Origin of the sequence: Amycolatopsis minnesotensis (assembly GCF_039529815.1) — a bacterium.
Lineage (GTDB): Bacteria > Actinomycetota > Actinomycetes > Mycobacteriales > Pseudonocardiaceae > Amycolatopsis > Amycolatopsis minnesotensis.
In genome coordinates this window covers 261,333-277,850 of the sequence record NZ_BAAANN010000003.1, presented here as the reverse complement: position 1 = coordinate 277,850, position 16,518 = coordinate 261,333, and the positions used below count along the sequence as shown (strand labels likewise).

Here is a 16,518-nt window from a genome sequence, read left to right as displayed (position 1 = left end):
AAAAGTTTGTTCTAGAGACTAGAGTTACGGGATGGACGTTGGCCGATCGAACAAGGCCGCCCTGCGTACCGTGCTGAGCAGCCTCGGCGACCACCTCGTCGAGGTGCTGACGGCCCCGCGCGGCCTCGGTGTGGAGATCGACGACGTGGCGATCCTCGACCCGGAGGACCCGCCGGACCCGCGCCCCGGCGACCTCGCGCTGGTGATCGGCGCGCGCGGCAAGGCCGCGATCCCCGCGATCAGGGCGGCGGGCCGGGCGGGCGCCGCGGCGGTCGCGGTCAAGTCCGGGCCCGAGCTCGCCGAGCAGGCGAACGAGGCGGGGGTCGCGCTGGTCGCGGTGCGGCCGGAAGCGCGCTGGGAACAGGTCGAAGCACTCGCGCGCGCGGTCGTCGACGCGGCGCGCGCCGACGGCGAAGCCGACACCGGCGAGCTGCTCGGCGACCTGTTCGCACTGGCGCAGACGGTCGCCACCGTCACAGGCGGTCTCGTGAGCATCGAGGACACCGCCGCGCGCGTGCTCGCCTACTCCGCCGGCGACGAGGTGGACGAGCTGCGGCGGCTGTCGATCCTGGGCAGGCAGGGGCCGGAGAAGTACCTCGCGATGCTCCGGGAATGGGGCATCTACCAGCGCCTGCGCGCGGGTGAAGGCGTCGTCCGGATCGACGAGCGGCCGGACCTCGGGATCCGCAGGCGGATCGCGGCGGGTATCCACGCCGGTTCGCGGCCGCTCGGCACGATCTGGGTGCAGGAGGGCGCCACCCCGCTGACCGAGCAGGCGGAAACCGCGCTGCTCGGCGCCAGCCGCACGCTCGGGCCGCAGCTGCTCCGGCGGCCCGCCGATCCGAGCCCCGAGCTGCGCCTGCGAGAGGATCTGCTGGTCAGCCTGCTCGACGGCAGGGTCGACGCGCAGTCGGTCGCCGAGGACATCGGCGCCGATCCGGCGCGACCGGCACTGGTCGCCGCGTTCGCGTTGCACGGCACGAACCCGGACCGCCGCCCCCGGCGCGCCGAGCTGGTGCACCTGATCACCGTGCACGCCGCCGCCTACCGGCGCACCGCGATGGTCAGCGTGCTCGGCAACCGCGTCTACGCGCTGCTCCCCGATCTCGGCGACCGGGCCGAAGCGCGGATTCTGGCGCTGGCCAAGGAAATCGTGCAGGCCGCGCGCCGTCATCTCGACCTGCCCGTGTACGCGGGGCTCGGCGGTGTCGCGACCAGGCTCGCCGACACCGCCGCGTCACGGGCCGACGCGGACCGCGTGCTCGACGCGATGGCCCGCGGGCGGTGGTCCGGCGATGTCGCGGCGCTGGCCGACGTGCGGTCCGAGGTGCTGCTGTCGGAGGTGCTTTCCCTGCTCAAGGAGCAGCCGAGGATCCGCGATCCCCGGCTCGGCGACCTGCGCGAGCACGACGCCAAGCACGGCGGGATCCTGCTGCCGGCCGTGCTCGCCTATCTCGAGGCCTTCGGCGACGTGCGGCGCGCCGCGGCCGCGCTGAACCTGCACCCCAACACCGTGCGGTACCGGGTGCGGCGCGCCGAGGAGCTGTCCGGGATCAGCCTCGGCGATCCGGCCGACCGGTTGCTGACGCATCTCCAGCTCCGGCTGTGAACGGTGGCAGCCGGTGCTGCCACGGCATGGCCTCTTCCAGCCGTGCCGCCACCGCGAACAGCAGGTCGTCCCGGCCGTACGGCGCGGCGAGCTGGACCCCGATGGGCAGGCCGTTTTCGCTGTGCCCCAACGGAAGGCTCAGTGCGGGCTGCCCGGCGAGGTTGAACTGCACGGTGAACGGCCCGTAGCCGAACAGGGTCCGCAACCAACTGTCCGTTGTGTACCCGTCGCGGTCAGACGAGAGCACGCCGTGTGGCGCCGGAAGTCGCGCGATCGTCGGGGTGACGAGCAGGTCGTACCCGGCGAAGAACCGCCCGACCGCCCTGCTGACGCGGTTCTGCGCGTCGAGCATCGCCATCAGTTCGACCGCGGTGAGCACCTCGGCCTCGGCGAGGATCTGCCGTGGGACGGCCTCCAGCTTCGCCGGGTCGGGACGCCGCGGAGCGGTGAGGAACGGCATCGCGATCGCGACGCACTCGGCCCTCGCCGCGGTGATCACGTCGTCCCAGCCGGGTTCGGGGCGGGCTTCGGTGACCTCGTGCCCGAGGTCGGCCAGCACCGCGGCCACCCGGTTCGTCACCACGGCCACCTCGGCGTCGACCGGCGCGCCCGAGACCGCCTCGGTGCTGACCGCGACCCGCAAACCCCTCGGTATCGCGGAAAGCTCTTCCGCGTACGGCCGTGACGGCGGCGGCGCCGTGTACTTGTCACCGGGCTCGTACCCGTGCACGAGATCGAGCACCAAGGCCGCGTCGCGCAGCGTGCGGGTGACCACGAACTCGCTCACCGCGCCGAACGCGGGGTCGCCGCTGTCCGGGCCGGACGGGGTCCTCCCCCGGCTCGGCTTCAGCCCCACCAGCCCGCAGCAGGACGCGGGGATGCGGGTGGAGCCCGCGGAGTCGTTGGCGTGCGCGATCGGCACCGCGCCCGCCGCGACGAGCGCGGCCGCACCGCCGCTGGACCCGCCGGCGCCACGGCCGAGGTCCCACGGGTTGCGGGTGGGCCCGTAGCGGACGGGTTCGGTGGCGAAGCTCAGCCCGAGCTCCGGCACGGTCGTGCGGCCCAGCGCCGCCAGTCCCGCGGCGCGGAAACGCCGCATGAGGTCGTGGTCGTGCCGCGCGCGGACGCCGTCAAGGCCGCGGCTGCCGACGCAGAACTCCACCCCGGCCGCCATCGGCCCGCTGTCCTTGAGCAGGAACGGAACCCCGCCGAGCGGACCGTCGCCGTCATGGGTGAGCGCGGTGTCGAACGGCGGCGCGGCGAGCCCGTTCACCGCCGCGTTCGCGCCCTCGATCGCCCGGCGCGCGACGGCCTCCACCTCGGCGGCGGTCACCTCGCCCGCCTCGATCAGGCGGCGCAGGCCGATGCCGTCGTAACGCGCGTATTCGCTGAGTTCCACCGCCGAAGCCTGGCAGGCGCGGATCCCTCCGGCGACCCCATTTGACAGGTAGGAGAATTCCTACCTATTGTGGCGGTCATGACGATCACCCATGCCAGACTGGTCACCGTGCCGGTCACCGACCAGGACCGCGCGAAGGACTTCTACGTCGGCAAACTCGGCTTCGAAGTGCTCATCGACACGAAAGCGGGACCGGTGCGCTGGATCCAGGTCGCCCCGAAGGGCGCGAAAACCAGCTTCACGCTGGCGACCGCCGAGCAGGGCTTCACCCCCGGCAGCGTACGGGGCACGATACTCGAAACGTCCGATTTGGACGGTGACTGCGCGACGCTGGCCAAGGCCGGTGTCGTCGTCGACGGCCCGAAGGACTACCCGTGGGGAAGGCAGGCCACCTTCGCCGACCCGGACGGCAACAGGTTCTCACTGGCGGGAACGCCGTGACCCGCTCGGCTCAGGCGGAGCGTTTTCTCCTTGCCGCACAAGGACTCTCCGCGCGCATCGCGATGGTACCGGCAGACGGCTGGGACGCGCCGACACCGTGTCCGAAGTGGACCGCGCGCGACGTGGTCGCGCACGTCGTCACCGAGGCGCGGCGCATCCTGGCCACCGCGCGCGGCGCCGAACCCCGGCCGCTGCACGGGGTCGCGGTCGCCGAAATGGGCGCGCTGCCCGAGATCGGCGCCGATGCCGATCTCGCGGCGGCGTGGCGCGAGATCAGCGCGGAGCTGACCGCGGCGATCGACGACCCGGCGGCCCGATCGCGCGAGCTGCCCACCCCCGTGGGACCGATGCCGTTCGCCGGCTGCGTCGAAGCGCTCCCCGAGGACGTCCTGATCCACACCTGGGACCTCGCCCGGGCGACCGGCGGGGACGAGCACCTCGACCCCGGCCTGGTCGCACACGTCCACGAGCACCTCAAGCCGATGGACGAGGCCCTGCGCCAGCCGTGGGCGTTCGGCCCGAAGGTGCCCGTGCCGCCCGGCGCCGACGCGCAGACCGAGTTCCTCTGCTTCGTCGGGCGCCAGCCCTGACCTCACACCAGGTGCGCCCGCTTCCAGATCTTCGCGCTGCGCCCGCCGATGAGCCCTTCCTCGCGCAGGAACGGCACGATCTTCTCGGCCATCCAGCGGCGCGTCTCGTGGAAGTGCGGGTTCGCGAGCGCCGCGGCCCGCCCTTCCGCGGGCGGGATCCCCACGCTGGCGTAGATCTTCGGGTCGACGAGGGAGTCGACCACGGCGAAGGACACCACGGCGGTGGAAAACCGGTGCCACGCCAGCGCGCGACGGCTCAGCTTCGGCACCGCCCTGCTCACCTCTTCGCGCGCGTACCGGACGTGCCGCGCCTCCTCGACCACGTGGATCCGGTTCACCGCGCGGATGAGCGGCTGGATGTCCGGATCGTCCATCATGGACCGCTGCAGCCGGTCGGTGGTCTCCTCGGCGACGAGCACGCTGGCGAACATGGACGGCCCGTTCGCGGTCGCCTTGTAGATCCGCGCGAGGTCGTGCACCAGCTTCGGGGCGCCGTAGCGGGGCACGCCGAGGCGTTCGGCGGTGCGCGCGAACATGATCGAATGCCGCGTCTCGTCGCCGATCTCGGTGAGCGAGTACTGCGCGTGCGCCTGCCGGGGATCGAGGTCGTAGACGTAGCGGGCGAGCATCTGGATGAGGATGATCTCGAACCACAGCCCGACGCTCATGATGCTCGCGATCTCGTGCCGGGACAGCTCGACGCGCTGCTCCTCGCTCAGCCCGTCCCACAGGCTCGTGCCGTAGAGCGACATCCGCCGCGGCGGCATGAAGTACGCGCCGTCGACCAGCGGTGCCGCCCAGTCGACGTCGAGATCGGGGTCGTAGGAGTTGCGCACCGAAGAGCCGAGCAGCCGTGCGGCGGTGCTCTCGGCGTCCCTGATCTGCCCTGACATCGTCCCGCCTCCTTAGGGGGTACAACCCTGTACCTGTTACCGAGGGTACAGCTCCGAAGGCCGGGTGGATAGACTGCCGGGATGGCCGCATCCCCCCGTCCCGACGGCCGCACCACCCGCTGGGCAGGCCAGCGGGAGCGGCGGCGCGCGGAGTTCGTCGACGCCGCGCTCGCGGCCATCGCCGAGCACGGGCCGGAGGCGTCCACCGAGCAGATCGCGGACCGCGCGGGGGTCGCGAGAACGCGGCTGTACAAGCATTTCGCGGACGCCGCCGATCTCCAGGGCGCGATCGCGGCCAAGGCGCGCGAGCTGATCGTGGCGGAGCTCGAACCGGTGTGGAACCCGAAGGGCTCGCCGCTGGAGATGATCACGGTGGCCGTCGAGGAGCACCTGCGCTGGCTGACCGAGCACGCGAACCTCTACCACTACCTGACCCGGCACGCGCGTGACGACACCACGCCCGACGTCACGACCGCGCTCGGCACGCACCTCACCACGTTGTTCGCGGGCTACCTGCGCGTGTTCGGCATCGATCCCGCGCCGGCCGAAACCACGGCGTTCGGCGTGGTCGGCTACGTCGAGTCGGCGACCCGGCAGTGGCTCACGCGGCTCAGCGCCCCCGGAGGCACCGTGGTGAGCCGCGAGCAGCTCACGGAACTGCTGGTCGGCGCGATCTGGGCGGTGCTCGACCACACGCTGCGCGCGGGCGGCGTCACCCTCGACCCGCATGCGCGGCTGGCACCGCCGGAGCAGCTCAGCGCGCCGCCGCGGGCACTCCGATCCCGGTGACCACCGCGAGCCGCCGGTAGGAGTCCAGCAGCGCGTCGCGATCGACGGCCCCGGTGGTCACCAGGATCTCGTCGGCCCCGGTGAGCGCGGTCCGGCGCGCGAGTTCGGTGCCGACCTGGTCCGCGGTGCCGAACACCTGGCCGCCCAGCGCCTGGTCGAACCGGCGGCGCTCCGCGTCGGTCATCGTCGAGGCGAGCACGTCGCCGGCCGGCTTCAACGGCGGGAAGACACCGTGCGTCCGCGAGTACGCGCTCGACCACGCCTCGGGCACGAGCAGCCGCCACGCGTCGTCCGCCGTCTCGCCGACGGCGACCGCGGTGGACAGCACCACGTACGGCGCGGGCAGCCCGGCCGAAGGCCGGAAGCGCTCGCGGTACCTCCCGACCGCGTCGGCCAGCGCCTGCTCACCGCGCACCGCGGCGATCACCAGCGGCAGCCCCAGTTCGGCGGCGAGATCGGCGCCAGCGCCGGTGGCGAGGACGAACGCGGGGATCCGCAGCCCTTCACCGGGGAAGGCGTGCACCCCGGGGTGCACGCGCTGGTCGCCCGAGAGGTACCCGAGCAGCTCGCGGACCTGGTCGGCGAACTCCTCGGCGTCGTCCTTCCCGTGCCCCAGCGCCCTCCGCACCCCGCCGGTGAACCCGACGGAACGGCCGAGCCCCATGTCGACGCGGCCGGGGAACAGCGACTCGAGGACCCCGAACTGCTCGGCGACCACGAGCGGGCGGTGATTGGGCAGCATCACCCCGCCGGTGCCGATCCGGATCGTGGACGTGGCGGCCCCGATCGCGGCGGCGAGCACGGTCGGCGCGGAACCCGCGATCCCCGGCACGCTGTGGTGCTCGGAGACCCACACCCGGTGGTAGCCAAGGCTTTCCAGCTCGGCCGCGGTACTCACGGTCCGCCTCAGCGCGCTCGCATGAGTGCCGCCCTCGGCCGCGGGCGAGCGGTCCAGCACCGAAATCCGGGACGGTGTCTCGTAATCCTGCACGTCGGGTTCAACGACTCTCCCCGCACGCCATTCCCCGGTGTGCGGCGACTCGCACTCTGGTCGCGTACCGGCGCAAGCCAACAGTCTCAGGCGCCGGGAACCCGAAGCGCGCCAGCAGTCGCCGCCAGGATGGCGCGTGCGTCTTCTCCTTCGGCGGCCACGTTCCACAGCCGATCGGTGAGCTTGTGGTAGATCGCCACTTCGTCGGCGTCGACGATGCGGACCTCAGCGGTGATGTGCTCGACCAGCGCCACGTCGTCGAGCAACCAGTAGCCGTGCATCGGCATGTACGGCATGGCACGGTCAAGCGGAAGCACACCGAATCGGATCGATGACATCCCGATCAGACTCGCCAACCGGTCGAGTTGTGCGGCCATCACGTCCGGTGGCGCGACCGGGTACCGAAGTCCGGCCTCGGCCACGAGAATCTCGATCGTCTTGGTCGTGTCGTAGAGCACGGTCTGCCGTGCCATCCGAGCCGCCACCGCAGCTTCGATGTCGGTGTCGAGGCCCTGAAGGTCCGCATGCAGGTGCAGAACGCGGCGAGCGTAGTCGGGAATCTGCACGAGCCCGGGAACAACGCCGAAGTCGACCGCCCGGATACGCTTGGCCGCCTGCTCGTCGGTGGCCGCCTCCTCCTGGCGGTCGCGATAGCCACTGGCCAGCTTTCTCCGCCAGGTGGCGTACTCCACGCGCAGATCCACCAACGCGTCGAGCAGTTCGGCTGCCACCTGATCCGGCGCATCGGCGGCCTGACACCACGCGGTTACGTCGGAGTCGGTGGCGAGTTGCCGGCCGGTCTCGAGTTTCGAGATCTTCGAAGGCGGCCAGCCGAGCAAATCCGCCAGGTCGCGGCCGGACAGCCCGCGCTCGTCGCGAAGCACTCGGAGGCGTCCACCGAACTGGACGCGGCGCCGGTCGATGTCAGTCACAGGCTCCTCGGTGAACGGGTAGTACGGTCAGGATCCCACCGGCGAGGCCCGCTCCCAAGCAAGCGCCTGCCACGCCCGGTGTCGAGCGAGGGTAGCCTCGTCGTCCTTCACTTCCACGTCGAGCAACCGGCCTGTCGGCGACATGTGCAGTATCGCCACCCGCCTGTCGTCGAAGATCCAGAAATCGTGCCGCTCCGGCAACCCCAGCGATCGTGCCCCGCGGTCTGGCAGCACCCGGATCTCCTCACCCGCACGGATGTTGTGCGCAGCCACGGCCATCTCGAAGCGCAGGTAGTCCGTCGGCGGATCGACGACCACTCGCACCCGTTCGAACCGCTTCCCCGCCTCGGTGGCGGCACGCACATCGGACAGCCACCCTGCCAGGTAGCCCACGTCCAGGTCGCCGGTTCGCACGAACCGCTCGAACGACGCGCGTTCTTCATCGACTTCGTAAGCCGGAAGGGTCTCCAGCCGCCAAGCCGACGACTCGAAGGTCCGGAACAGCTCGGCAAACCCCGCGCCCGGTTTGACCAAGTGCGTCACGCGCCCTCCTGCGGCAGGAACTTCGCCAACGCCTTGGGCACGGCCACCACGGTCTCGTGGTCGGGGATTCCGTTGCCGCGCCGTGCAATCTGCTCCAGCACGCAGGGATCGGTGACCATCGCCCCTTGAATCAGGTACTCGGTGTCGGTCTCGAACGCCGTCGGGCAGCTACCCCCGGTCGAGGTGGTGCCCAGGAATTTGATCTCCGTCATGGCTCGCTCCCACTGTGTTGCTTGATGATCAGACGATCTCCATCGAAGCGTACTGAGCAATACGAGAACATAGCCCAATTGAGTGGAATCATAGTGAGAATTTCTTAAATTTCTCGACTTGCTTCTCAAGTGCGCGCGATGCTGTACGCCATGCCCACCAACCCCGCCACACCTCCAGAAGACGACGGACCTCCCCCGAGCCTTCGCGTTGCCACTCGCTGGTTCGCGGGCGATTGGCTGCCGCACCTGTACCTGGTGGGCGAACTGGGCGACGAGACGATCAACTTCCTCCAGCCCCCGGCGCACACGTCCCCGTACCGGGACTTCCATCCGCGTTCACAGCTTTCGACGAAGCAACTCAAGGCTCCGGCCGCACTGTGGGACACATGCCCGACCTGCGACCGGTGGCTGCGACGAAACCGGTACTCGGTCCTCCTCCAGGGAGAGGTCCGGACATGACTGCCGACAACGCGGCAACGTTTCGCTGCTTGACGGCGCTGCGGGACAGCGGGTGGAAGTTCTCTCCTGAGACCAATCAGGACGGCGAGCTGGTCGAGATTCGAGGCGCGTACGAGTGGCCCGGAACAGGCAGCGCGGACAGGCTCCTGTTTCGCTACACCACAGACGCCCTCGCGGTGCGCACCGACAACACGGGCGACGTGGTGTGGCAACGCGAAGGCGGCCTTGTCGAGGTCGTGGAACAGCTTATGACACTTCCCCGGCCCGGTCACCGGCTGACGCCCCGGCTCGCGCTCGGCGTCCGCGCCCCGATCCCCTGGACTCCGGGCCAGCCGCTCCTGCCCGGCACGGTTCCGGTCCGATGGACGCCACGATGACCGACCCGGCCGCTGTGCGCGACTCTTCTTGGTGCACAACCATTCCGACGCGTTCTTCGGCCACCCCGACGACCACGTCGCAGGCACGGCCCCTGCGGCTCAGGTGTCCGTGCGGGCCTTGCTGGGCTGGACCCGCTTCGGCTCCCCCGGCATTTTGGGATAGTCCGGCGGGTACGGCATCTCGCCCTGCCCGTGGTCGCGTTCGTCGCGGTCGTACCACTCGAGCGCGGTCTCCAGGCCGAACGGGGTCGCGTCCATCTCCTCGTGCGGGTCGCCGTGCTCGCGGTACCAGTCCGCCGCGGTCAGCACGTCGAAGTCGTCCGGGTGCACCTCGTCGAGCTGTGCCCAGGTCAGCGGGGTCGACACGGTGGCGCGCGCGGTGCCGCGGACCGACCAGGTCGAGGCGACGGTCCGGTCGCGGGCCGCCTGGTTGTAGTCGAGGAACACCTTCCCGCCGCGTTCCTCCTTCCACCACGCGATCGTCGCGCGTTCCGGGGCCCGCCGCTCGACCTCGCGGCCCAGCGCGATCACCGCGTGCCGCACCGCGATGAAGTCCCACTCCGGGCGGATCCTGGCCAGCACGTGCACGCCGCGGCCGCCCGAGGTCTTCGGGTATCCGGTGATCCCCGCGTCCGCCAGCACCTCCCTGACCACGTGCGCGACCCGCACCGCGTCGGAGAACCCGGCCGCGTCCGGCGGGTCGACGTCGATCCTCAGCTCGTCGGGGTGGTCCACGTCGGGGCGCCGCACCGGCCACGGGTGGAAGTCGAACGTGCCGAGGTTCGCCGCCCACGCGAACACGGCGGGCTCGGTCGGGCAGACCTCCTCCGCCTTCCGCCCGGACGGGAAGGTGATCTCGACCGTGTCCACCCAGTCCGGCGCGCCCTTCGGCACGCGCTTGGCGTAGAAGAACTCACCCGCGACGCCGTCGGGGTAGCGCTTGAGCGTCGTCGGCCGCTCACCGAGCGCGCGCACCATCGGCTCGCCGAGCGCGATGTAGTGCTCCACCACGTGCCGCTTGGTGATGCCGCGGTCGGGGAAGTACGGCTTGTCCGGACTGGACACCCGCACCGTGCGCGCGCCGACCTGGTATTCGACGGGATCACCGTTCTTCTTGGCCACGCGCACACGGTAGCGGCACCCCGGCGCCGGTGCCCTACCGTTGACGCATGTCCCGCCGGAGAAAGCTGATCGTCGCGCTGGCCCTGCTCGCCGCGCTCGTGGTGGCCGGGCTGGTGCTGCCGGTCCCCGGCCCGGCGCAGCTACGCGACTGGGCGGCGGGCGCGGGCCCGATGACCGCGGTGCTCTTCTTCTCCGCCTACTCGCTGCTCACCGTCGCGCCGATACCGCGCACCGTGTTCAACCTCGCCGCGGGGCTGCTGCTCGGCAACGCCGCCGGCATCGGCGTGGCACTCGCCGCGACCGGGGTGTCCGGCGCGCTCGGGTTCGGCCTCGCCAGGCTGCTCGGCCGCGACCTCGTCGCCGCGCACCTGCACCGCACCCCGGTGCGCGTGGTCAACGACCGGCTCTCCGGCGGCGGCGTGCTCGCGGTGACGTCGCTGCGCCTGATCCCGGTCGTCCCGTTCGCGCCGCTGGGCTACTGCTGCGGCATCTCCTCGATCCGGTTCTGGCCGTACCTCGCGGGCACGGTGCTCGGGAGCGTGCCGGGGACCGTCGCGGTGGTCGTGCTCGGCGACGCGCTCACCGGTGGCACCCCGCCCGTGCTCATCGCCTGTTACGGCGGTTTCGCGCTGCTCGGCGGGCTCGGTCTGCTCAAGGTCGTCCGCGCGAAGGAGCGCTCGACGGCGGAAGTGGCCGCGGTCACGGGCTGACGGGCGCGGCTGACCGCAGCCCGAAACTCCGGCCCGCTACACTCGAACGAGTGCGCGGCGGCGTTGTTCGCGCTCGGTCAAGCAACGAACGCGAGATGTTTCTACAGGAGTAGGCGTCATCGACACCGGTCAGCTCATCGCAGGGCACTACCGCCTCGTCGAGCACATTGGCAGCGGTGCCATGGGCGTCGTCTGGCGTGCCGTCGACGAACGGCTCGAAAGATCCGTCGCTGTCAAGCAAATCCTTGCCCAGCCCGGACTTTCCGAGTCGGAACGGGCAACCGCACGCCAGCGGGCCATGCGCGAAGCCAAGAACGCGGCGCGGTTCCAGCACCCCAACGCGATCGTCGTCTTCGACATCGCCGAGCACGGCGGCGACCCGTGCCTGGTGATGGAGTACCTGCCGTCGAAGAGCCTGTCCGCGATCCTCGCCGAGCAGCCGACACTGCCGCTGGCCCAGGTGGCGCGCATCGGCGAGCAGGTCGCCGCCGCGCTCGTCGCGGCGCACCGCGCCGGCATCGTGCACCGGGACATCAAGCCGGGCAACATCCTCATCGACGAGTCCGGCACGACGAAGATCACCGACTTCGGCATCTCGCGCGCCGCCGGCGACCTCGCGCTCACCCAGACCGGCCTGATCGGCGGGACGCCCGCGTACCTGCCGCCGGAGCTGGCCCGCGGCTCCGACCCCGCGCCCGCCTCCGACGTGTTCTCCCTCGGCGCCACGCTGTACCACGCGCTCGAAGGCCAGCCGCCCTACGGCAGCAGCTCCAACCAGCTCGCGCTGCTCTACACCGCGGCCAACGGGCAGGTCATCCCGCCGCGCCAGTCCGGCCAGGCGACCGCGCTGCTGATGAGCCTGCTGCGCACCGAGGCCGACGAGCGGCCCACGATGAACGAAGCGCGCGAACGCCTCGCCGCGCTCGCCGCCGGTGAGCCGACCCCGACCGCGACGGCCGTGTCGCCACCGCCGTTCCAGCAGGCCCGCCAGCCCGTTGCCGCCCCGGTGGACACCCCCGGCCGCGGCATTCCCAGCAACGGCGCGCCGCCGCCGTGGCAGCGCACCCCCGCCGCGCCCGCGACCCCGCCCCGGCTGCCGACCTCGACCTTCGCGCCGGCCGTGCCCACCGCGGCGGCGCCGCACCGGCCCGCCGCGACCGCGCAGGCGGCCACCGGGAAGAACGCGCCCAACCGCAAGGCGATCATGATGGGCTCCGGTGCCGCCGGTGTCCTCGTGGTCGCGCTGATCGTGTTCCTGGTGCTGAACAACAGCGACAAGGGCGAGTCGCCGACGCCGCCGACGCCCACCTCGGCATCCGCCTCGGCCAAGCCGCCGACGCCCTCGAAGTCGCCGAGCACGGCGCCCTCCTCGCCCGTCGGCCAGACGCCCAGCTCGGGCAAGGTCGAGTACTCCCAGGCAGGCGGCCTGGTCAAGCAGTTCATCGACGCCAAGGGCTCGGCCGCCGGATGGGGCCTGCTGACCCCCGGTGCGCAAGGGGCGTTCAAGGGGCCGGAGGACTTCGCCGGCTACTGGGCCGGTGTGGCCGACGGCTACCGGAACATCCGGGCGGACAGCGGTTCGAACGCGGACGGCTCGGTGAACATGTACGTCGACATCGCGGGCGGGCGCAAGGCGTTCCGCGTGGTCAACACGCCCAGTGGGCTGAAAATCGACTCGGACACCCACGTCGGCTGATGCGCGCTCGCCCGTCGGTGGCCTACCGTGGGGCCATGGCCGATACCGGGCGTTCCGGACGTGATCCCCGTCGCCGGTTCCACGACGACCTGGTCGGCCTCGACCCGAACGACCCGGAGGCGCGCGAGTTCGCCGAGCACCTCGACCGGATCGAACGCTGTGAACCCGCTTTCACCGTCGAGGCGTCCATCGACGGGGTCGCCGACTTCGCCGCGTCCAGCACGCGGCTCGGCGGACTGCGGTACTGGGCGGCCGTACTGCTGGTGGCGCTCATCATGCTCGGCGTGATAGTCGCCTCGTGGGAGATACTGGTGCGGGCCGCGCACTGGCTCGCGGAGTAGCGTGGGGAGTATGAAACCCGGCATGAAACCTGTTGTCGGCGCGACGCCCCGAGTCGTGAAGTCGGACCAGGAATGGCGGCAGGAGCTCGCGCCGGAGGAGTACGCGGTGCTGCGCCAGGCCGCCACCGAGCGTCCCTTCACCGGCGAGTACACCGACACCGAGACCGTCGGCGTGTACGAATGCCGTGCCTGCGGCGCCGAGCTCTTCCGCAGCGCGACCAAGTTCGAAAGCCACTGCGGCTGGCCGTCGTTCTACGACCCGGCCGACTCCGACGCGGTGCTGCTGCGCGAAGACCGCACGATGGGCATGAAGCGCATCGAAGTCCTGTGCGGCTCGTGCCACAGCCACCTCGGCCACGTGTTCGAGGGCGAGGGCTACGACACGCCGACCGATCAGCGCTACTGCATCAACTCGATCTCGCTGAAGCTGGTGCCGGAGGCCTGACGGTCTCGAACCGGTCACTCCGCACACGCGCACGGCCATGACCCACTACGGTTGACCGCTCGCAGGTTCAACCGAACTGGGGGAGCGATCATGGACGAACCGTGGGGTATTTCCGGCCCGGGATTCCTCGGGCTCTACGCGGTACTGCTGCTGGTGCCGATCGTGGTGAAGCCGTTGTGGGTCGCCTCGCTCAAACGCGCGGGCAGCGGCGAACCGTCCTCGGTACCCGACGTGTACCACCTCGCCTACCTCGCGGGCGGGCCGGACCGGGTCACCGACACCGCGATCGCCGCGCTGGTGGACAGCGGGCGCCTGCGGGTGTCGTCGTCCGGCAGGCTCACCGACACCGGCAAGACGCCGTCGGGCTCCTTCGAGGCCGCGGTGGTGCGGCACGCGACGGGCTCCGGCGGGACCGTGCGCCAGATCCGGCAGAGGATGCGTGTGGACAGCGCGATGAGCGCTGTCGAACGCACCGTCGCCGGACAAGGCCTCGTCGTCCCCGATGAGAAGCGCCGCACGGTGTGGCGGGCGGTGCTGGCGTACTACGCGCTCGTGCTCGTGCTCGGAATCGTGCGGGTGGCCAACGGGAGCTCGATGGGCCGCCCGACCAGTAACCTGGTCTGGCTGCTCGTCGCCGCCGTCGCCGCACTGGTCCTCACCCGCTTCCTGATGCGGCGGGAGCGTCCCGGCCTCACCAGCAGGGCGGGTGAGCGGGTGCTTGCCGACGCCAGGCAGGCCCACCGCGAAGCCGAAGAGGCGGCCGACACCGCCGCCGGACAGGCGGGGCGGCATTCCTCCGTGGGCGGGCTTGCCGGAGCGGGCCTGTTCGCGGGCGCGGTCGGCGCGGTCGCGCTGGGCGGGCTCATGATGTACCCCGACGACGAGGTCAGCGAGGCGATGCTGTCGCAGGCGGGCGGCGTGGGCGGCGGTGGTGACTGGGGCGGTGGCTCCAGCGGCTTCTGGTCGGGGGGCGGCGGCTCTTCGTGCGGTGGCGGCTCTTCGTGCGGCGGCGGTTCGTCCTGCGGCGGTGGCGGCGGGTGCGGCGGTGGGGGCGGCGGGTGCGGCGGTGGGGGCGGCGGCTGCGGTGGCTGACCCGTTCGGCGCGCTCGGGGTTGGGATCGGCTGGCGGCCCGAGATCGACCTGTCGATCTCGCGGCTGCCCGGCGTCGACTGGGTGGAGGTCGTCGCCGAGAACCTCCACGTGGAGCACCTGCCCACGTCGCTGCTTTCGTTGAAGGACCGGGGACTTCCGGTGCTGCCGCACGCGGTTTCCCTGTCGCTGGGCGGCGCGGAGGATCTCGACACCGCCCGCGTCGAGCACCTGGCCGCGGTCGCCGACGCGCTCGACGCGCCGCTCGCCAGCGATCACGTGTGCTTCGTCCGCGCGGGCGGGCTCGACGCGGGGCACCTCATCCCGCTCCCCCGCACCCGCGAGGCGCTGGACGTGCTGGTGGACAACGTGAAGCTGACCCAGTCGATCCTCGGCGTGCCGTTCGCGGCGGAGAACATCGCGGCCGTGCTCGAATGGCCGGACGCGGAGCTGTCCGAGGCGCGGTTCCTCGCCGAACTCACCGAGCGCACCGGCTGCGGGCTGATCATCGACGTCGCGAACCTCTACGCGAACGCGCGGAACATCGGCACCGATCCCGAGGTGTTCCTCGACGAGATCCCGCTCGAGAAGATCGCCTACGTCCACGTCGCGGGCGGGGTGGACCGCGACGGCGTCTACCACGACACCCACGCGCACCCGGTGCGGCCCGAGGTGCTCGAACTGCTCGCCGAGCTGCGCTCGCGGACCGAGCCGCCCGGTGTGCTGCTGGAACGCGACGACGACTACCCCAGCGACACCGAGCTGGCGGGTGAACTGGCCGCGATCCGGGCCGCGCTCGCCGCCGGGGCACGGCCGTGACGACCGGACGGGACCGGCTGGCCGGACAGCAGGCGGAGCTGCTCACCGCGCTGCTGGCAGGCGGGCCGTCCCCGCCCGGGTTCGACGAGAACCGCGTGCACGTCGAGCGGAAGCTGTTGCGCGCCAAGCGAAGGCGAGTCGTCGGCTACCTCAGGCCCGATCTCCCCGAGGCACTCGGCGACCGGTTCGCCGCGCTGTTCGGCGCCTACGCCGACGAACGGCCGAAGTTCGCCGGCACCAGGGCGCGCGAGGACGCGGACGCGTTCGCCGCGTGGCTCGTCGAGCGCGGCGAACTGCCGAAGCCGCGGCGGTGGAACCCGTTCCGCCGCTGACTCCGGAGTCCACTATGGACTTCAGGGGAGATTGGTGATCAGCTCCGACGGCGGCACCCTGGTACCGGTGTAGAACGGGGTTTCCTCACGGACGTGCAAGCGCGCCTCGGTACCGCGCAGGTGGCGCATCAGGTCGACGATGCGGTGCAGCTCGTCGGCTTCGAACGCGAGGATCCACTCGTAGTCGCCCAGCGCGAACGACGCCACCGTGTTGGCGCGCACGTCCGGGTAGTCCCGCGCTTCCTTGCCGTGGTCGGCGAGCATCTTGCGGCGCTCGTCGTCGGGCAGCAGGTACCACTCGTAGGAGCGCACGAACGGGTAGACGCAGATGTACTTGCGCGCCTCTTCCCCGGCGAGGAAGGCGGGCACGTGGCTCTTGTTGAACTCGGCAGGCCGGTGCAGCGCGACCTGGCTCCACACCGGCGTCGACACCTTGCCCAGCGGGGTGCGGCGGAACCCGGTGTAGGCGGCCTGCACCTGCTCGATCTCCTCGGCGTGCCACCAGATCATGTAGTCGGCGTCGGCGCGCAGACCCGCCACGTCGTACACCCCGCGCACGAGCACGCCCTTGCCTTCGAGCGCGTCGAGGTACTCGGTGGTCTCGCGCGCGGCGGGGCCGCGGTCGTCCGGCAGCCTGCCCGGCTCGACGCGGAACACCGACCACGCGGTGTAGCGGATGGTGTCGTTGAGCTCGTTGTAGTTCAGGCGCGCCATGGCACCCAGTATGC

The 16,518-nt window shown here is 71.4% G+C and carries 20 protein-coding genes; 12 read left to right on the top strand and 8 right to left on the bottom strand.

From position 1 onward, the window contains the following. The first annotated feature begins 31 nt into the window (after positions 1-31). Positions 32-1,609 (top strand): PucR family transcriptional regulator, encoded by a 1,578-nt coding sequence (locus ABD256_RS05325; protein ID WP_344414030.1) that lies wholly within the window; start codon positions 32-34, stop codon positions 1,607-1,609. Here ABD256_RS05325 and ABD256_RS05320 read toward each other — a convergent pair. Continuing rightward, the gene (locus ABD256_RS05320) at positions 1,554-3,008 is read right to left on the bottom strand and encodes an amidase (RefSeq protein ID WP_344414028.1); all 1,455 of its coding nucleotides are present in this window, start codon (positions 3,006-3,008) and stop codon (positions 1,554-1,556) included. The genes ABD256_RS05325 and ABD256_RS05320 overlap by 56 nt on opposite strands. Before the next feature lie 78 nt (positions 3,009-3,086). Between ABD256_RS05320 and ABD256_RS05315 the strand changes: the two genes are divergently transcribed. Together ABD256_RS05315 and ABD256_RS05310 are read left to right on the top strand one after the other, a co-directional pair. Beyond that, a complete protein-coding gene (locus tag ABD256_RS05315) occupies positions 3,087-3,449 on the top strand; it encodes a VOC family protein (protein WP_344414026.1) in 363 nt (120 codons plus the stop codon). Then, positions 3,446-4,039: a TIGR03086 family metal-binding protein gene (locus ABD256_RS05310; protein ID WP_344414024.1), complete on the top strand. Its 594-nt coding sequence runs from the start codon at positions 3,446-3,448 to the stop codon at positions 4,037-4,039. The genes ABD256_RS05315 and ABD256_RS05310 overlap by 4 nt, the downstream gene beginning before the upstream one ends. Before the next feature lie 2 nt (positions 4,040-4,041). On the opposite strand, the gene ABD256_RS05305 is transcribed toward ABD256_RS05310, so the two are convergent. Further along, the gene (locus ABD256_RS05305; RefSeq protein ID WP_344414022.1) at positions 4,042-4,932 is read right to left on the bottom strand and encodes an AurF N-oxygenase family protein; all 891 of its coding nucleotides are present in this window, start codon (positions 4,930-4,932) and stop codon (positions 4,042-4,044) included. A gap of 81 nt (positions 4,933-5,013) precedes the next feature. Between ABD256_RS05305 and ABD256_RS05300 the strand changes: the two genes are divergently transcribed. Next, a complete protein-coding gene (locus ABD256_RS05300; protein WP_344414020.1) occupies positions 5,014-5,721 on the top strand; it encodes a TetR/AcrR family transcriptional regulator in 708 nt (235 codons plus the stop codon). On the opposite strand, the gene ABD256_RS05295 is transcribed toward ABD256_RS05300, so the two are convergent. The 4 genes from ABD256_RS05295 to ABD256_RS05280 form a co-directional block, all read right to left on the bottom strand. Then, entirely contained in the window at positions 5,687-6,712 is a 1,026-nt protein-coding gene (locus ABD256_RS05295; protein ID WP_344414018.1) for an LLM class flavin-dependent oxidoreductase, read from the bottom strand. The two genes, ABD256_RS05300 and ABD256_RS05295, sit on opposite strands and share 35 nt — an antisense overlap. 86 nt (positions 6,713-6,798) lie before the next feature. After that, a complete protein-coding gene (locus tag ABD256_RS05290) occupies positions 6,799-7,644 on the bottom strand; it encodes a helix-turn-helix domain-containing protein (protein ID WP_344414016.1) in 846 nt (281 codons plus the stop codon). A gap of 27 nt (positions 7,645-7,671) precedes the next feature. Next, positions 7,672-8,187, bottom strand: a complete 516-nt coding sequence (locus ABD256_RS05285) for a DUF6879 family protein (RefSeq protein WP_344414014.1) — start codon at positions 8,185-8,187, stop codon at positions 7,672-7,674. Beyond that, entirely contained in the window at positions 8,184-8,399 is a 216-nt protein-coding gene (locus ABD256_RS05280) for a hypothetical protein (protein ID WP_344414012.1), read from the bottom strand. Before ABD256_RS05280 ends, ABD256_RS05285 begins: the two co-directional genes overlap by 4 nt. 455 nt (positions 8,400-8,854) lie before the next feature. Between ABD256_RS05280 and ABD256_RS05275 the strand changes: the two genes are divergently transcribed. Further along, positions 8,855-9,235: a hypothetical protein gene (locus ABD256_RS05275; protein ID WP_344414010.1), complete on the top strand. Its 381-nt coding sequence runs from the start codon at positions 8,855-8,857 to the stop codon at positions 9,233-9,235. Between the two features lie 99 nt (positions 9,236-9,334). Here the strand turns inward: ABD256_RS05275 and ABD256_RS05270 are convergent, their stop codons facing one another. Next, positions 9,335-10,357: a DNA polymerase domain-containing protein gene (locus ABD256_RS05270; protein ID WP_344414008.1), complete on the bottom strand. Its 1,023-nt coding sequence runs from the start codon at positions 10,355-10,357 to the stop codon at positions 9,335-9,337. 47 nt (positions 10,358-10,404) lie between these two features. Here ABD256_RS05270 and ABD256_RS05265 point away from each other — a divergent pair, with 47 nt between their 5' ends. The 7 genes from ABD256_RS05265 (at position 10,405) to ABD256_RS05235 (ending at position 15,790) form a co-directional block, all read left to right on the top strand. After that, positions 10,405-11,067, top strand: coding sequence for a TVP38/TMEM64 family protein (locus tag ABD256_RS05265; protein ID WP_344414006.1), 663 nt, complete (start codon positions 10,405-10,407; stop codon positions 11,065-11,067). Between the two features lie 136 nt (positions 11,068-11,203). Next, on the top strand, positions 11,204-12,763 hold the full coding sequence (locus ABD256_RS05260) for a serine/threonine-protein kinase (protein ID WP_344414213.1): 1,560 nt from the start codon (positions 11,204-11,206) through the stop codon (positions 12,761-12,763). 35 nt (positions 12,764-12,798) lie between these two features. Next, positions 12,799-13,104 carry a hypothetical protein gene (locus ABD256_RS05255; RefSeq protein WP_344414004.1) on the top strand — a complete coding sequence of 102 codons (306 nt, stop codon included), beginning with the start codon at positions 12,799-12,801 and terminating at the stop codon, positions 13,102-13,104. Positions 13,105-13,126: 22 nt separating this feature from the next. Beyond that, positions 13,127-13,549, top strand: a complete 423-nt coding sequence (gene msrB / locus ABD256_RS05250; protein ID WP_344414002.1) for a peptide-methionine (R)-S-oxide reductase MsrB — start codon at positions 13,127-13,129, stop codon at positions 13,547-13,549. 90 nt (positions 13,550-13,639) lie between these two features. Then, positions 13,640-14,641 carry a TIGR04222 domain-containing membrane protein gene (locus tag ABD256_RS05245; protein ID WP_344414000.1) on the top strand — a complete coding sequence of 334 codons (1,002 nt, stop codon included), beginning with the start codon at positions 13,640-13,642 and terminating at the stop codon, positions 14,639-14,641. Next, on the top strand, positions 14,634-15,458 hold the full coding sequence (locus ABD256_RS05240) for an MbnB/TglH/ChrH family RiPP precursor modification enzyme (RefSeq protein ID WP_344413998.1): 825 nt from the start codon (positions 14,634-14,636) through the stop codon (positions 15,456-15,458). Before ABD256_RS05245 ends, ABD256_RS05240 begins: the two co-directional genes overlap by 8 nt. After that, positions 15,455-15,790, top strand: coding sequence for an SCO6045 C-terminal-like domain-containing protein (locus ABD256_RS05235; protein ID WP_344413995.1), 336 nt, complete (start codon positions 15,455-15,457; stop codon positions 15,788-15,790). The genes ABD256_RS05240 and ABD256_RS05235 overlap by 4 nt, the downstream gene beginning before the upstream one ends. 21 nt (positions 15,791-15,811) lie before the next feature. Here ABD256_RS05235 and hemQ read toward each other — a convergent pair whose 3' ends face one another. After that, on the bottom strand, positions 15,812-16,504 hold the full coding sequence (gene hemQ, locus ABD256_RS05230; protein WP_344413993.1) for a hydrogen peroxide-dependent heme synthase: 693 nt from the start codon (positions 16,502-16,504) through the stop codon (positions 15,812-15,814). Positions 16,505-16,518 lie beyond the last annotated feature (14 nt).